11 protein-coding genes are annotated in these 17768 nt (G+C 47.4%); 10 read left to right on the top strand and 1 reads right to left on the bottom strand.

Features of this window, described 5'->3' with window-relative positions:
* Window positions 1-7 precede the first annotated feature (7 nt).
* Entirely contained in the window at window positions 8-9013 is a 9006-nt protein-coding gene (locus K1X84_02725) for a T9SS type A sorting domain-containing protein (protein MBX7150528.1), read from the bottom strand.
* Between the two features lie 336 nt (window positions 9014-9349).
* On the opposite strand from K1X84_02725, the gene K1X84_02720 reads away from it, so the two are divergent.
* From K1X84_02720 to rplS, 10 genes are all read left to right on the top strand, one after another.
* Window positions 9350-10201, top strand: coding sequence for a CsgG/HfaB family protein (locus K1X84_02720; protein ID MBX7150527.1), 852 nt, complete (start codon window positions 9350-9352; stop codon window positions 10199-10201).
* Between the two features lie 8 nt (window positions 10202-10209).
* Window positions 10210-10977: a hypothetical protein gene (locus K1X84_02715; GenBank protein ID MBX7150526.1), complete on the top strand. Its 768-nt coding sequence runs from the start codon at window positions 10210-10212 to the stop codon at window positions 10975-10977.
* The gene (locus K1X84_02710) at window positions 10974-11645 is read left to right on the top strand and encodes a PKD domain-containing protein (protein ID MBX7150525.1); all 672 of its coding nucleotides are present in this window, start codon (window positions 10974-10976) and stop codon (window positions 11643-11645) included. The genes K1X84_02715 and K1X84_02710 overlap by 4 nt, the downstream gene beginning before the upstream one ends.
* Window positions 11646-11892: 247 nt before the next feature.
* Window positions 11893-13752, top strand: coding sequence for a translational GTPase TypA (gene typA / locus K1X84_02705; GenBank protein MBX7150524.1), 1860 nt, complete (start codon window positions 11893-11895; stop codon window positions 13750-13752).
* Window positions 13753-13830: 78 nt separating this feature from the next.
* The gene (gene ffh / locus K1X84_02700) at window positions 13831-15165 is read left to right on the top strand and encodes a signal recognition particle protein (GenBank protein MBX7150523.1); all 1335 of its coding nucleotides are present in this window, start codon (window positions 13831-13833) and stop codon (window positions 15163-15165) included.
* Window positions 15166-15300: 135 nt separating this feature from the next.
* Window positions 15301-15714: a 30S ribosomal protein S16 gene (rpsP, locus tag K1X84_02695; protein MBX7150522.1), complete on the top strand. Its 414-nt coding sequence runs from the start codon at window positions 15301-15303 to the stop codon at window positions 15712-15714.
* A 70-nt stretch (window positions 15715-15784) separates the two neighbouring features.
* Complete coding sequence (locus K1X84_02690; protein MBX7150521.1) at window positions 15785-16015, top strand: KH domain-containing protein; 231 nt, start codon at window positions 15785-15787, stop codon at window positions 16013-16015.
* A 29-nt stretch (window positions 16016-16044) separates the two neighbouring features.
* Window positions 16045-16566, top strand: coding sequence for a ribosome maturation factor RimM (gene rimM / locus K1X84_02685; protein ID MBX7150520.1), 522 nt, complete (start codon window positions 16045-16047; stop codon window positions 16564-16566).
* A gap of 24 nt (window positions 16567-16590) precedes the next feature.
* Entirely contained in the window at window positions 16591-17322 is a 732-nt protein-coding gene (trmD, locus tag K1X84_02680; protein MBX7150519.1) for a tRNA (guanosine(37)-N1)-methyltransferase TrmD, read from the top strand.
* A 28-nt stretch (window positions 17323-17350) separates the two neighbouring features.
* Window positions 17351-17725 (top strand): 50S ribosomal protein L19, encoded by a 375-nt coding sequence (gene rplS, locus K1X84_02675; GenBank protein MBX7150518.1) that lies wholly within the window; start codon window positions 17351-17353, stop codon window positions 17723-17725.
* Window positions 17726-17768 lie beyond the last annotated feature (43 nt).

The raw sequence follows: 17768 nt of genomic DNA, 5'->3' as shown, positions 1-17768 counted from the left end.
GACTCCTTTATTTGATCAGCATCATTTTCTTTGTTTTATTGAAGCGTTCTTTGCCTTCTAAGCTCACGGCCTGAAGACGGTAGATATACATACCGCTGGCGGCCTTTGCTGATGCATGATTCAATCCGTTCCACTGCACGGCGTGAAATCCGGCGCTCATTTCCAGGTCGGCCAGCGTCGACACTTCTTGTCCCAAAATGTTATAGATTTTGATTTGCACTTTGGAGCGCACAGGCAATTGGAATTTGATCGTCGTAGTGGGATTAAACGGATTGGGATAATTCTGCGAAAGTTCGAAATGTTTCGGCAGTTCCATCGCGGCTGCTTTGGCTTCATGATACGTTATGACGCCGTTATAAGAAACGTCCGCCAGACGATACGCGTAAATTTTTCCAGGCTCGGCTCCGGCGTCGTCGTAAACATAATCGGTTGCCGATGTTTTGCTGCCCTGTCCTTTGATCGTAGTGATCGTTGTGAAGTCAGCTGCTTCAATCGCTTGAGCAATAGAAGCGCTGTCATCAGTTGCTTCGTCCAATACCACACGTTGAATTAACCAATAAGCATTATCCGCTTCACTTTCGGTTTTCCATTCCAAACGGTTTTTATTCTCTTGTTGCATAAGGTTGAAAAAAGCAAGCTCTACAGGCAACGTCTGATCACCGGTCGCGCTGGCTAATGTAAAATAACTGGGATTCGCAAGCGTAGTAATGGCCGATGTTGTCGCACCGGCCGGTGCGACCGTGAAAGCTCCTGTTCCGCCGGCATCAGTCCAAAACCATCCGCCGCCCGCTCCCGTCGAACGCGCTATCCGTAAATTAGCTGGACTTGTAACGTGCACATCATCATCCGTAGGATCGGCTGGAGCATTCGTGTTGAAGCTTAAAGTTACCGCAGCATTGCTGATATTGCCGGATAATTGATGAATGCCGAAATAATGGATAAATAAAATGTTATTGAGCGTGGCTTCTTTATTGAGTTCATTCGGCGTCCTCGCGTCGATCATATTGGCTTGCACACTGGCGCCTCCGACGTCGACCGTTCCCGAAAGCGTAATCGGGCGGAATTTTTTATACGCTCCGATCGGGAAGTAACCGGTACTGGCTGTCAGAGCCCCAACATTCAGATTGCGAATCAACACCCCATCGACATAGCTGTTCACATTACCGCCAGAGATACTGCCGGTATTGGCAATCGTGAGGACATTCGGAGAATTGATTCGAATCTTGCCTTTGGTCAAGGTAAGGGTTCCGGAGACGGTCAAGTTCGAACCCAGTCTTAGTGAATCATTCAGCACGGAACGATTCATTGTAAGGTTCTTCAATTGTTGGCCGCCGCCGGCAAACGTAACCGTACCCACTTTACCGCTGCCTGTAAATTCCAGATTCGAGAAAGCTGAACCGATAATCGTTCCGGCGCCATTGACGGTACCTTGAATGATCCATGTATTATCCGTTGCTTCCGGACCATTGAGATCGAAACTGCCGTTGGTCAAATTAAGAGCATGATATACGGTGTCGATCAACCCACCGGAATTCGCAATCAATTGATTACCGTTATTGATGGTCAGGTCATAAAAGCTCCATCGGGAAGACGCCGCGGGCGTGAAATTCTGGCTCACCGTGCCGTCGAAAGTCACGTTACCGGTGCCGGGGATAAGACGGCTGTTCGTGCCGGCATTCCAGTCTCCGCCGATGTTGAGATTATAATTAGCTGCGTCGAGTGTGGCGTTAGCGTTGAGCGTAAGATTGCCGCGGACAATGGTTGCGCCGGAAAGAGTTTTGATGGCATTATTCGTGAGAACAAGATGGCCGTAAGTTTGTGCGCTGACAATTTGATTGGAAAGACTGTTATAGTTCACCGTACTGGCGGGATTAAAGACATAAGCGCCGTAATTGGACGGCTGTGAATTGCTGCTGCTTATGAACAACGTCGCACCATCGGCGATAGTGAACGTGCCGCCTAACGACTCACGGTTAGCAGTACGGGATAAATCCAGCGTACCACTGCTGACCGTCACATCGCCGCGTATCGTGAGATTGCCCGACAGCGTCGCTGTCGACGCACCGCTGTAAATAAGATTATTGTAAGTTGTGAAGGTACCGGATAATAAAATCGGGCTGCCGCCAGAGTATTCGAAGGTACCGCCGTCTGCCGCAATAAAATTTCCGAAGACCCCCGTCGGAATCGTAGCTGTCGACAGCTTAATCGTACCTTTATCTCCGGCGGCTCCACTGCCGCGGACGATGCCAAGATTGTGACCGGTCGTCGAGCCTAAATCCAACACTCCGGGTCCGACAATATCATTTCTGAAAGTGAGGGCGCCGATGGAAATACCGTTACTGGCGCGCGTAATAGTATGCTTACCGCCGATCACAACCGGGCGCCCGGCGGTCGGAACGCAGCCGCAATTGCTGCCGCCGATACCGGACTGAGACCATGTCCCAGCCGTATTCCAATCACCGGTCTGACGGCTATAATACACCTGAACGGCATTAAATGCGCCATTGGGATCGACCGCTTTACCAGCCGTATATTCGAAATATCCCGGCGTCAGATTGTTAAATACGACCGTGCGATTAATCGCGTCCGATGTCAGCGTGTAGGCTGCATTGGTCGTCCAAACAAAATTGACCGGGCTGTAAAAACCGCCCTGGTCGGAACTATTCAAAGCAATCGAGACAGGACAAACATATTGATGACTGACCGCAGTTCCGACGCCGAATCCGGTCATGTCGACGCTCCAATAATAATCCATCGCACTCGTACTGGTAACAATCGGATGACGTATTGCGATAGGGATGACCGTTATTTTCGGAGTCACGGTGCCAGTACCTAAATTCGTGACGTTTAATGTAGCGGGCGTGTAGATCGTTCCAGTACCCATAGGGAATGTAAAACTGCCGGTCATGATATCGGAATAATATTTTGTCACGCCTAAGGCGTTCGCCGTTCCGGAGGTGCGAATAATTTTATCCGTTCCGGAAGATCCGGTGACGCTAATGGCCGCGGTAGAAGTATTTGTAAGGATCAAAGCGTTGTCATTCAGGTTTAACACGCCGGTCGTTAAAGTCAGTATGTTGCCAACCGTTATGGATCCGCTACTGAGATTGACATTAACGCCGGAATTTTTTTTGATCTCCAGATCGTAAAATGAAGTGGCACCGTTGACGAATGACGTCGACGTCCCGATAAAAGTAACTTTAGGATTATTGGTCCCCGCATCCAAATTTCCAGATGTTGTCGCCCAACTGCCGGATACCAGCAGATCCGTGCCGGCCGCTAAGCGTACCACGCCGCCGGGAGCCGTATTACTGATGTCAATGCTGTTCAGCGAGAGCGAGCCGCCGACATCGATCACCTGCGGGGTCGTATTGCCATTGAAACGTACAGACGATGCATTGGGAGTAAATGTCCCGCCGGTTTGAGTGAAGTTTCCACCTATTGTCATCGTCGCAGGTTGACCCAAAGCCAGCGTACCGTTTTGAATCGCAAGATTGCCGGCAATTGATAATGGAACCGGGTCAGAGTTTGGTGCTGTGCTGTACGTCCTGAAAGTCCCGCGATTAAGTGTAAAATTACCTCTAATGATCCATCCAAAGTTCGGACCGGTACCGGAAATTACTCCCACCGTACCGTTATACGAGCCGCCTCCGATGATAATATTAGGCAAATTAATGGTGTTGCTGATAGTATAGCCAAATGTTTCGTTCACCGGCGTATCGGCATTACCGATTTGAATCGTGCCGCCCGGGGTGATGGCACTGGTGACATTTCTTATCAAAATTCCTCCCCCTCCTCGCACGATATTCAGGTTTCCAGCCGTCATAATAAACGCACTGTTGGCGTGCGATGAAATTTCGAATATACCGCCGGCTTCGGACGAATAGCGGCCGACGGTCACCGTACCGCCGGATTGAGTGTAATTTAAAGCGACTGTTCCAGCAGCAGCAGTGATGCCGGAACCGACCTGCAGTAAACCGGCGCCGCTCGCGAAAATTTTTGCCTGGCTTCCGCTGTAGATAATACTGTTTTGAACATCACCATCGGGCTGTGTGCCGACGTATATTTTTCCCGTTCCTGAAACTTCCAATAATCCCCGAAGATCGATGTCATCCGGCCCGGAAAGTACGATCGCAGCCGCCGCCACGGAAAGGCCGCCGGTCGCCGGAATGCTGAAATTACCGTTCAACGTACTGAGATCGATCGCATAGCTGACTCCGTCAACCGTTCCATTGGTGTTGGCGGCGGATAATTTAAAAGTACCGTTTCGAATGCTCAGCGCTTTATTGATGACATTCGTCGGCCCGCTGATTTTAAATGCATCCACAGAAGTGTTACTGCACACAACGTCCAGCACGGAATTATAGCTGACGCCTTTATTAACTGTCAAGCGATTGAAAATCGTCGTACTGGAGCCGCCCGCCGGTACGGTAATCGACGAATTTTGCGACCCGGCGAAAGTAACGTCGACGATGCCGGTACCATTGAGCATTTTAAACGTTCCATTGGTGTTGGTCAGATTACCCGTCCCGGCGGCATTGGAACTATTGCTTCCAATGGCCAACGTATTGCTCACGGTTGCGCTATTGCCGACGTCAAATACCGTTCCGGCATTGAGAACGACGTTGCTGTCGACGGTAACCGAGCGCGCGGTACCATTCATATACCGCAAGGTCGACGATGCGCCGGTAAGTTTGAGACTACCTTTAATCGTGAGATTTCCGTTGGCGCCGCTGCTCAGTTGTACCAGCGTTCCGCCGGCTATCGAAAAATTACCCGCGATCGCTAGATTGGCATTGGGCAGCGTTTTAATTCCGCCGCCGCTGATTTTCATGTGACGATAGACGACGGTAGACGCTGGAATCGTATAACTGCCGGCTCCGCTGTATTCAATCGTTCCGCCGGCCGATCCGAGAAATTCGGTAAAGTCACCGAGTGGAAAATTGCTGTTTTCGATTATGACTGTGCCTTGTCCCGATGCTTCGCCAAACGATGTCACCGCTGGCACCGTTTGCAATTGCAACGTCGAACCGCCTGCTAACTCAACGGACGGAACCGATGCCGTCAGTTCCGCCGACACAGTGATGGTTCTATTATCCCCGATGAGCACACGGGAACCGCCCAAAGGAGCGCTGCCGGCGGCTGCACCGCCAAAACCGATCGTACTCCACGAAGCCGGCGTATTCCAATTTCCGCCAAGGCTGTAGTACGTCGTAATCGTACCAAACTCGCTCGCTTCACCGGCCGTGAAATCGCCTTCTAAGTAAGGAGCGTCATTCACAATAATCTGGTGCGTACCGGTATTGATCGAACTCCCGGTGAAAGCCGGTATCCAATTGCCCGTATCGGATTGATACAATGCCGCAACATAACTTCCCTCCGTTCCGGTAACATCGCCCGCATTATAAGTAAAAGTATAGTCCACCTTAGTAGCAGTAATGCCGCTGCTGCTCAACCGCCAGAAAAAATTCAGTTCCCTGTTGGCGGCATCCTGCGTGTAAGGATGTTTGTTATTGACAGCCCGGACAGTAATCGGCCCGTTGCCGACGGCATTTTCAAGAAAAACCGTAACCGGCGTGTATTTTGAACCGACGCCGACCGGTAGCGTATACGTCACGCCGGCCTGGCTGTATTTGGTCAATCCTTGGGCGGAAGCGACGCCGCTCATTTTAATCATTCTGGTATTATTAAAAGAACCAGCGGCCGTTCCGGACAAACCTATCGTCAGTTTTTCCACGCCGATGTCGAATAGTCCGGATGTCAATGTCAGAGTGCCATTGATCGTTAGAGAAGCGCCTGAGGTCAAGACAGACCCGAACGCGTCGTTCAACTCTATATTTTGAATTTGAGCCGTTCCGGTAATCGGATGGAACGAAGCCCCTCCGCTCAATAAAATTTTCCCGCTTCCCGTATGCGCCCCACTACCGCTGATGCCTTTGTTGACAGTCAATACATTGCCGTTATCCGAAAAAGTTCCGGAAGATAACGTCAGATCATCAACGGCATGAGCTGCTTCCAATGTTAACGTTTGATTGGAATTGACGTCTACCTTAAGTGATTTTTTCTGTGAACCGCTGAAATCATTAGGCTGTATGGTTTTGGATACGCCTGTATATTCCACGGTGTAGATATTTCCGGCGCCTTGTTGTATCGTTCCTGCACTGATAATGCCTTCGGTATCGGTGCCATTACGGCGGAAGGTCGCATTGTTGGCCAATGTAAGATTCGCGCCGATATCGACCGAACCGCCATCCATTTGGAAAACTCCGCGTACGATATTAGCTGAAGTAATTTGACGAGAGCCGGATCCGCCGATCGTGAGATGACCGAACGCTTGTCCTCTCCCGTTGACTATCTGTACACCCGAAGGTATGGGTGACACATAATTGATCGTACTGTTGATGTCGATTGAGTAGGTCGAATAGACTGGAAAAGGATCGGACGGACTCGTGACATCGCTGGCAATTTTGAATTCGCTCCCCGATCCTAAAGTCAGATTGGATCCGGTCACGTAAGTGTTCAATCTGTTCACACTGTACGGAGAAGTGGTATTTTTATATCCGGCTTGCAAGGCGCCCGCTATGACATTCAGATTATTAATTGTAATAGTCTGATTATCTAACTGGCCTACCAACGTCACATGACGGTTATTGCCGGCAGGATTATTAACGGTCATCGTCCCATACGTATAACTACTGCTCATCACGGCGTCGAATCCGTCCTGCGAACCGCTATTAGCGGCAATCCCATTTCCAAAAGCGATATGCCCCCCGGCAAAGCTGCTTACAAAAGCGGCGCCGTCGCCGGGGCCGCTCAACAAGTCACTTGATGTGATCTGGCCAATGAAAGAGATGTTAGAGATATATAACGCAAGGCCGGTGGATGTACCGTCGCCGCCGCTGTTAACGTTCGGATTGACTATGACTAATTTACTGGTCCCGCTCAGACTGACGGCTCCGCGCCGCAGATTGCACACAACTGTCGTACCGGATGTATTCTGAAACCCTTGCGGATTGATATTGAATTCGCCGCCGGTCATGATGAGGCGTTGGCTATAATCTCCTGCTGCAGCAGGACTGCGTCCGCCGAGATAAAAGCTTCCGTTCAGATTCAATTGGCCGCCGGAAATGTTAATTTCGTTGTAAAAACTGAAGCCGGTTGGATTATTGTTACTTCCTCCGGCCAGAGCCAGTACGCTGCTGCCGTCGCCCACATTGACTTCGCCGCCGCTGATGAGCAATTGGCAAATTCCTCCGGTCCGATCCAAATCGAAAAGTATCGTATTGGTACCGTTGCTCTGCGCCGTACCTATATCCAATTTGCCACTCCTGACTTCAATAAAGACATCATTGCTGGTACCTTGCGGCATTGAAAGATTCGCATGGATATAACAACTGCCGCCATTGATGATCAACGAATCTCCCGAAGTGTTCAGGGATAAATTACCCGTATTGCCTCCGCCGATACGTACCAATCCGTCCGACTCGACGTGCATGAGATTAGAGATGCGCACGATATCGATGCTGGTGGGCGTTGGTAAAACTTTTGCAAGATTGGGGGCTACGATCAGTGAAGCCGTCTCGCTGGCGCCGGCGCCATCTCCAACCTGTAAATTCGACGACTCAAAAAGCGGCGCATTGAAGGGATAGGAAGTAAATCCCGGATTGTAGGCAATTCGAATCAATCCGTTTTTGATATCGACCCGGTTCGCCAAAAAAAGTGGAGTCGATCCACTCTTAGACGTCAGGTTGGGCGCTATGTTCAGATTACCGCCGTCAATAACCAAGGCGGTGGCAGCAATCACCGTTGGAGCGACCGACGCGGAGATCGCCGGAATATTTCTAACAACATTGACATTGCCTCCGTTGACACGGCAGTATGATGACCCCCCCGATCCCAACAAGACTATGTTCCCTGTAACTCCGTTAAGGATTGTAGCGTTGCTCATGATATTGAATTCACCTCCATTCACGGTGATCGCACCACTATTAGCTAGGTGTGAAATGCCTGTATTAGCATTGATCAAAGTAGGCGCTAATTCGAAAACCCCGTCGTTGATGGTAAAAGTTCCGCCATTGTCAATTTGCAGTCTTTCAAGCACCGAGGCCGTCGATGAACTGCCGTTCATCGTAAAACTCCCTCCTGCCGTAATGACCATTCTCTGAGACCAGCCGTCATTCACTGTGCCCGTACCGCCCACAGCAAAATTTCCGCCGTTGACTTTGACGGCGCCGTTGACGTTGAGAGTATTGTTAGCATCTGTGTTAAAAATCTGAAAAGTACCCCTGACGATATTGAGCGTCACCGCGACCGGCAAACTGAGCGTGCCTGTAGTGCTATTATCGATAAAACTGCCTGCACTTTCATGGCTGATAATGCCGCCGGTGTAAGTGATGAGCGGATAAACCGGACTGGATTTAGCCACGCCGACGTCATTCGAAAAAGTGGTCGAACGAAGAAGGATCGAATCTGAAACAGCCGACTCAAAAATCAATTCACCCAGATCCCACGTGCCTTCGCCGGTAATCGCCATTTTTCCGCTGCCGGAAAAATGTAATCGTACGGAAGACGAAGTATTCCTGTTAAAATCGGCCGTGCCGGCATTATACATGCGACCTTTGATATAGAGATTGTGATTGATTAAATCAGTCGTCCCTATGGCGCCGGTTGACTGAATACCAAGCCCGACATTAACCGTCAGATTGCGGGAAGTACCGTCAAAAGTCAGCGTCCCGCTCGTACCGCCTTGGCCGATTGAAATACTGTCGACAGTAACAGAAGCATTGAAAGTAACCGTTCGGCCGCCATTGATGATAACGATGTCATTGGTCTTCGTTCCTCCGATTCCGGGCGAAGCCCCATTGTCGTTCGTATTATTGCCGTCACGTACCACGCTCCATACCGCGGCGCCTCCATTCCAATTGCCGTTAGCAATGGATGTATAAACGTCCTGAGCCTGCACAGGAAAGCAGAAAGACAATGTAAAAATGAGTAGACAATACACTCTTTTCATGTGAGCACCTTTTTGTTTAGTAAAAGATTAACTTGTTTAGAAAAAGATTTGTTGAGAAAAAGGTTTGTTCGGAAAAAGATTTGTCAGAAATAAGATTTGTTCAGTAAGGAGTTTTACAAAATATACACCTGAAAAAGGGTGGGAGGTAGCCATCCTTTCGGGCGGTTTTTATGGTTGGAAAAGTAAAATTATGGTCAAATAAATACCTATATTGGTGGTTTTTAAGATTTGGTTAATTATAAGGTGCTTTTTAGCTGTAATTTTTTTAATTTACTTTATGTATGATGACGTTATAAAAAGTCAGCTGTTTTTTTTAAACTCCTAACTTGTAATCCGATGAAATCATTGTTCTTCCTCTTGCTCACCGGAACCGCTCTTACGTGGTCTCAGAATTCCAATCCTGTGGTTGCCGTTCTCGATTTTAACAGCACATCAAAAAAATTTTATCTCGATGACGTGGTGCGTTCCTTCCCTACCCAGCTTCAGACAGAGCTTTCACAGAAACGATCGCTCGTGATCGTTGAACGCCGCCGTATCGACGATGTCATGCGTGAACAGGATTTTGTGTTAACTGATCTGGCCGAAGATAAAGACAAACAAGCCAAGGTTGGTAATTTACTCGGCGCCGACTATCTTATAACCGGTGACATCAGCGAATCGGAAGGAAAATTACGAATCGACGTTGCCGTGACGCAAATCAGCAGCGGCCGCGTGATCGGTGAAAAAGCCATCGTTCCTTCCAAAAATCATGTTTCTATCGGTGCCCGCTTGCTCGCACAAAATATCGCATTCGAACTCACCGGCGAAGGTAGCAAAATTCAAAGCATCTCATTGCGCGGCGCGCCAACGATGCCACTGTTTTTATCAACGGTTATGCTCGCTGCAGGAACAGGCTTGGCGTACAAACAGTCATCAAAATTCAAAGACGATTACAAAGCATCGGGACAAACCCTCAAAGGAATTCAAGATAATTACGATAAAGCAAATAAATGGAATAAAACCGGTGGATTTCTGGCCGGCGCTACGGCGGTCTCCCTCGGAGCATATATCTACGCCCTTATCAAAAATAAATCATCCGATCTTGAATTACTTGCAATGGAATCCATTGCGGGCAAAACCACATTTGCTCTGCAACCTGTGATTACACCTGGCCGATCGGCAGGCATCGACTTGTCGATCAAATTTTGAGGAATTCTATGAAACGTTTTGTACTGTTATTGACATCGCTTAGTGTTGCGTGTGCAGATCTCAATCACGTTAATCCGCTCGATCCTGAAAATCCCGACGCGGAAGCCGATCAGATCGTCGTCGTCGAAAATTTTATCATGCATTATACTGACGCAGGAACCGTTCCTGATCCAGTAAAAAATTCTCAGGATGCTTTATACGAATTGGTTTCAAAATATGGCGAGAAAATGATCATTCTCGAATATCACATGCCGCCATACCTGTCGGCAAATACCGATGAATACTATCTCCCTGAGGATACAGTTCGGTACAATCAATATCGCGACAACACTCCGCGAGGTTTCCCGCATGTGTTTTTTAACGGTAAACAAAATTCAGCACAAGGCGCGTCCTCTAAAACGGCGGCCAAAGCCCGCTACGAAGCCTATCTTGATACCATGACGATCCGGAAAAACAGGCTGTATTGCGAACTTGAAAAATCCGTTTCTGGTAACACCCTCACTATTAATTCACGCATCGCTCGATTTGGAGAAACAAGTATCAGCAATTTATCCGTCGAATTTATCGTTTATCAAAATAATGGCGATCTGAAAAATTTCACAGTACGCGATGTCCTTTTGCCCATAACCATTACGAACATAGGTGCGAAAGAAGTTTTCGAATTAAATCCACAAACGGTCACACTTGGCGCAAAGTACACCCCGTCAGATGTTGGCGTTGCCATGATCGTGAAAGACAATGTTTCCAAACAAATTTTACAAGCGGCTAAACAATGAAAACGGCTATGTTGAAAAAAATATTATGGATCATCAGTTGTGTCGGATTTTTGGGCTGCGATAAGCTCGGCAACCTTGGCAAAGACAGCGAAAAACCGGTCATTGATCGTATCACGATTGATCCGCCGGCTATCCTCGTCAACGATACGACGTCGATCACCGTCGAAGCGCGTGATCTTAATGACGAAGACATCAGTTACGTATGGAATAATTTTAGCCAAGGAACATTCATCGGCAGTACGACCGGCGAAACGATCTTATGGAAAGCGCCTGCTGTCGCCGGCAATTATCCTATCCGCGTTACCGTAACTAATGAATCCGGACGCAGTACGTCGCGCACCGATACCGTCGAAGTCATTGCACAGAATACACCTGTCGTTATCATTACCAACCCCATGAATGGTGCGTTTATTTCGGCAGGACTTGGCGCGGTTACAGTCGCTGCGCAAGCTACGCCAACCGATATCGACAGTATGACTTTTGCTGTCGGCAACGTCGTACTTGATAGAGCTTTAGGAAGCTCCGCCAATTTCGTGTGGAATATTGCGTCGCTCAGCGGCTCCCAAATTCTCCGCGTAAAAGCCTATCGCCACTCCGGCCCCCAGCAATTTGTAGGAGAAACCAGCATCAGCGTGTCGATCGAATCAGTAGTAGGAAAGCGTAAGTAGTTGCAAATTTTCGCGATTCAAACACCATTTACAACATCCTAAATGGAACAATAAAAACGCCTGCTTGAATTTATTTTCCAATCTCCACTAATTTTCAGCTTTGATCCTCAATTCTTCCTTTCACCTCATTCTTCCAAATTCAAAAAAATCATAAAAAACCTTGTTTTTCTATACCTGTTGGTATATATTTCGCCCTCTTTTGAAAAATAAGCTAATTTTTTGATTTTGTTAGTTTTTTAGGAGTTTTATGGTTGAGGATGTCCCAGTGAAAAATGAAAAACCGGCTATTCTTCGCGACGATATTCGTAACATTGCAATCATCGCACACGTCGATCACGGCAAAACCACGCTTGTAGATCAATTGCTCCGTCAGAGCGGTACTTTCCGTTCCAATCAGCAAGTGGCTGAACGCGTGATGGATTCCAACGACCTTGAGCGCGAACGCGGCATTACGATCCTCGCCAAGAATACGTCCATCCGTTATAAGGGAACAAAGATCAATATCGTCGATACACCCGGCCACGCCGACTTCGGCGGCGAAGTAGAACGCATCCTTACGATGGTCGATGGCGTGTTATTGCTGGTCGACGCTTTTGACGGACCAATGCCCCAGACAAAATTCGTTTTGAAAAAAGCGCTCGCTGCAAACTGCAAACCCATTGTGGTGATTAATAAAATCGACCGTCCTGGAGCGCGTCCGCACGAAGTTTTGGACGAAGTATTCAATTTATTCCTCGAACTCAACGCCAACGACGATCAGTTGGATTTCCCTACGATTTATGCATCGGCAAAAATGGGTTTTGCCCAATACGAAATGGACAAGCCAAACCAAGACATGGAACCTCTTTTTGATACGATCGTGTCACGAGTACCACTGCCGCCCGGCGATAAAGAAGCGGCATTTCAAATGCTTGTCGCGAATATCGATTACTCCGATTACCTTGGTCGTATTTCCATAGGCCGTATTCAGCGCGGCCAAGTCAAAACCGGTCAAAACGTTACTGTCATTAAGAAAGACAATACACAATATACCGGTAAAGTCGTTAAACTCTATGCGTTCGAAGGACTAAAACGTACGGAAATCGAAACAGCCTATGCCGGTGAAATTATAGCGCTCGCGGGTTTGGAAGAGATTGAAATCGGCGAAACCATCGCCGATCCGCAAAATCCGGAAGCGCTCGAACCGATTCACGTCGACGAACCGACAATCTCGATGTTCTTCATGGTTAACAACTCTCCTTTTGCCGGTCAGGATGGAAAATTTGTCACGTCACGTCACTTGCGTGAACGGTTGTATAAAGAATTGCTTTCGAACCTTGCTTTGCGTGTGGAAGATACCGATAGCATGGACACGTTCAAAGTTTCAGGACGCGGTGAATTACATTTGTGCATTTTGATCGAAAACATGCGCCGTGAAGGGTTTGAATTTCAGGTTTCCCGCCCGGAAGTGATTATGAAAAAAGTTGACGGCGAGTGGAACGAGCCGATGGAATATCTGACGATCGATGTACCCGAAGATTATATGGGCGTCGTGATCGAAAAACTCGGCAAACGCAAAGCGGAAATGAAAAACCTGATTCACCTCGACAATAAACAGGTTAAAATTGAATTTTTAATTCCGGCGCGAGGATTGATTGGATACCGTGGTGAATTCCTTACCGACACGCGCGGCACAGGCGTGATGAATCACGTTTTCCACAGTTACGAACCGTATCGCGGAGACATCGCCGGCCGCACCAACGGCGTTTTGATCTCGATGGAAAACACCGAAACCGTCGCGTATGCGCTATTTGGATTACAAGACCGCGGCGAATTGATCGTAAACCCGCAAACGAAAGTATATGAAGGTATGATCGTCGGCAAACACTCGCGTGAAAACGATCTCGTCGTCAATGTCGGCAAAGGCAAGAAGTTGACTAACATGCGTGCATCCGGTTCGGATGAAGCGGTCCGTCTCGAACCTGTTCGTCCGATGAGCCTCGAAGATTATATCGAATTCATTAACGATGACGAATTAGTCGAAATTACGCCGCTGACGATGCGTCTCCGCAAAAAAACTCTGAAAGAAGCGGATCGACGCAGAGAAGAACGTAAGAAAAAAGATTGAGCAATGTTGCCAGCTACTATTATTATTACTAATGAATGCCTCTCAAAGCTAGTAGAGAAGTAACAGGAATATAAAACAATGTTCACTGAATTATCCGGCAAACTCGAAAATGTATTCCGCAAACTTGGCGGGCGTAGCACCATCAATGAAAAAAATATTCAGGATGCGCTCCGTGACGTACGCGTTGCTTTACTCGAGGCGGATGTTAATTACAAAGTCGTCAAAGAATTTATTGATAAAGCCACGACGCTCGCACTTGGTCAGGAAGTGTTGCAGAGCGTCAGCCCGGCTCAACAATTAGTCAAAATTATTCATGATGAATTAGTGGCCACGCTGGGTGGTGAAAACGCACCGATTCAGTTTTCAGGCCTGCCGTCGGTTGTTATGATCGTCGGTTTGCAAGGTTCAGGTAAAACAACCTTGAGCGGCAAACTGGCCAACTATCTGCGCAAAAAAGGCCGCGATCCGATGTTGGTTGCTGCTGACGTCTACCGCCCTGCCGCCGCGGATCAATTACGTGTGCTCGGACAGTCGCTTGATATCCTGACGTATACGTCACAGGAAGCCGGCAGTAACGATCCAGTAAAAATCTGCACCGATGCGATTGCTTATGCTCGCGAACATAGTAAAGATACGATCATTCTCGACACGGCTGGACGCTTGCACATCGATGACGCATTGATGCAGGAACTCGAACGGATCAAAACACAAACGTCACCATCTGAAATTTTATTCGTCGCCGACGGCATGACTGGTCAGGACGCGGTGAATACGGCTAAAGAATTTTCTGCTCGCATAGATTTTAACGGTGTTGTTCTTACCAAACTCGACGGCGATGCCCGCGGCGGTGCAGCACTTTCGATCCGGAGTATTACCGGCAAACCGATCAAATTCATCGGCACCGGCGAAAAAATGGATGCCATCGAGGAATTCCATCCCGAACGTATGGCTTCGCGCATTCTCGGTATGGGCGATATCGTAACGCTTGTCGAAAAAGCACAAGAAACCATTGACCTTGAAAAAGCGAAAGAACTCGAAGAAAAATTCCGAAAAAATGAATTCTCGCTTGAAGATTTTGCCGATCAATTGAAGCAGATCAAAAAGCTCGGTTCTCTCGAAAGTATTCTCGGTATGATTCCCGGTCTCGGTAACAAAATGAAAAATCTGAATATTGACGATAAAGTCATGATACATATGACTGCCATTATTTCTTCGATGACCAAAATGGAGCGCTCTAAACCTCAGATTTTAGATGGTAAAAGACGCATGCGTATCGCCCGGGGAAGCGGAACCTCTGTTCAGGAAGTTAACCGGCTTCTTAAACAATTCGATGATATGAAAAAAATGATGAAAAAAATGGGCAAAATGAATCCCAACGACCTGATGAAAATGATGCCATTCGGAAAGATGTGACCATATTGTCGACGAAAAAAATATTTGCTAATGAAGATTGAGTTTATTAAACTTACAGCCCATGTAGTATGTTATTAACATTTATATATTATTTTTATTTTAATATTCATTAAAAACTAACTTCGGAGGAATCACTTGTTAAAGCTCAGAATGCAACGAGCCGGAAAGACGCACAGACCGTTTTATAAAATCGTCGCTGCGCACTCGACCAAACCCCGTAACGGCGCATTTGTCGAAAAAATTGGTACTTATAATTCGATTGTCACGCCGCCTCAATTGAACGTCGATGAAGCCAAAGCGATCAAATGGCTACAGCGCGGCGCACAGCCGTCGGATACCGTTAAAAGCTTATTTCGTAAAGTTGGTATTTTACATAAATGGCGTTTGACCGCAAAAGGTTTGACTACTGAACAAATTCAAGCCGAAATGGAAAAATGGCAAGCCAATCAGGTCAAAAAAGCCGCAGAAAAACGTATTAAAAAAACCAAGGCGGTAAAGAAAAAAACCCAGCCTCAGCAGGAAGGCAGCACAGCAGCAGCCAGCGAATAATTTGAATTTGGATTCTCTGAACGTGATAGTTGCGACTGAACTGTAAACTCTAATTGAAGGAGGAATGGCGATGCAGAACTTTATCGAATTCATCGTGAAGCATCTGGTGGATAAGCCGGAAGAAGTCGTAGTCACAGAAGTAGACGGCGAACGCGTAACGGTATTCGAACTCAAAGTCGGTCAAGGCGATCTGGGTAAAGTGATCGGCAAACGCGGTCAAAACGCCAAAGCGCTCCGTACTCTGCTGGCCGCCGCTTCCGCCCGTGCCGGTAAACGTGCCGTGCTGGAGATTTTGGAATAAAAGGCGATTGAAAGAATCGCATAACTATTTTGACTTCGCAAAATAAAACAAGAATTTCCATCGCAAAAATTTTGCGGAGCCACGGTATCAAAGGCGAACTGAAAATTATTCCAGCCAATTCTTATATTTTGACGCTGGAAAAAGAAACTGAAGTGTACGTGCACAATCGTTTTGATCAGTTTCATATTATGCATATTGAATCGATTCGTAAAATTCCGCAAGGCGGTATTATAAAACTGCAGGAAATTACCAATCGCACCGATGCTGAAAAATATGCACAAGGATATGTTACTATTGATCGAAGCGAATTGGATGAGTTGCCGGCGGATGAATTTTATATTGCCGATTTGATTGGTTTTAAAGTGGTTAATGAAAACAGTGATTCCGTTGGAATAGTGAGTGATATCGTGAAGATGCCGGCACATGAAGTATATGAAATTAATTGTAACGGCACGAAAAAGCTGGTTCCGGCTGTTGAAGAATTTATAAAAAAAATCGATACGAAAAAAAAGACCGTGACGATCAAAGTGATCCCCGGTTTGTTAGATTAATGTTCTTTAAAATTTTTTATGGCGCTGCAGATTGACATCATTACCGCCTTTCCGACGATGCTTGACGGCCCTTTGTCGCAAAGCATTATAGCGCGTGCGGTCAAACAAGGATTGGTAACGATTACAACGCATGATCTTCGCCGATATACGACGGATAAACATCGTACCATTGATGATACTCCTTACGGCGGCGGCGGCGGAATGATTCTCAAGGCCGATCCGATTTTTGCATGCATCGAAGATTTACTCGGCTTGCCCGAAATAAGCTCTGCGAACCATGTACGCGACTTTGTCGGATCGGATGTACGCATCATCGCGCCAATGCCTCAAGGCGAAGTTTTTACGCAAAAAAAAGCCGTCGAATTGTCATTGCAGACACGCCTGATCTTCATTTGTGGTCACTACAAAGGCATTGACGAACGCGTCCATGATAAACTGATTACCGACGCTTGTTCAGTCGGCGATTACGTGTTGACGGGCGGTGAATTGCCTGCAATGGTTATGATCGATGCTGCGATTAGGTTAATTCCAGGCGCATTGCATGACTCGATATCGGCTCTGACAGATTCGTTTCAGGATGAATTGCTTGATTGTCCTTATTACACACGCCCGGACGAGTATCGAGGCATGAAAGTTCCTGAGGCATTATTGTCCGGTAATCATGCAGCGATCACACAATGGCGCGAAGAAAAGAAAAAAGAAATTACCCGGAAAGTCAGACCGGATTTGGTATATCAAACAACGAAAAAAAAATAATTAATATACACGTATAACGGAGGAAACAATGAATCCAGTGAGTGCATACACGGCGTCGCAATTACGTACCGATATTCCCGAATTTCGTCCCGGCGATACGGTTGCCGTGCAGGTAAAAGTCATCGAAGGCGATAAAGAACGCCTGCAAACTTTTGAGGGCGTAGTATTACAACGCCGCGGTAGCGGAATCCAGGCAAGCTTTACAGTTCGTAAAATTTCCAATGGTGTTGGCGTGGAGAGAATTTTTCTCCTCCACTCCCCTCGTATTGCACAAATCAGTGTTGTACGAAAAGGGCGTGTCCGCCGCGCCAAACTCTTCTATCTCAGAGGACGCAAAGGCAAAGGCGCGCGTGTAGCTGAATGGGTCGAAACTCCAGCCGAACAACCCAAAGCCGACGCATAAATTCTGATAATACCATCGTATTCAATAGAAAAGGGTATGCATT

Source organism: bacterium, assembly GCA_019695335.1.
GTDB lineage: Bacteria > CLD3 > CLD3 > SB21 > SB21 > JABWBZ01.
This window is presented reverse-complemented; position numbering and strand designations above follow the sequence as displayed.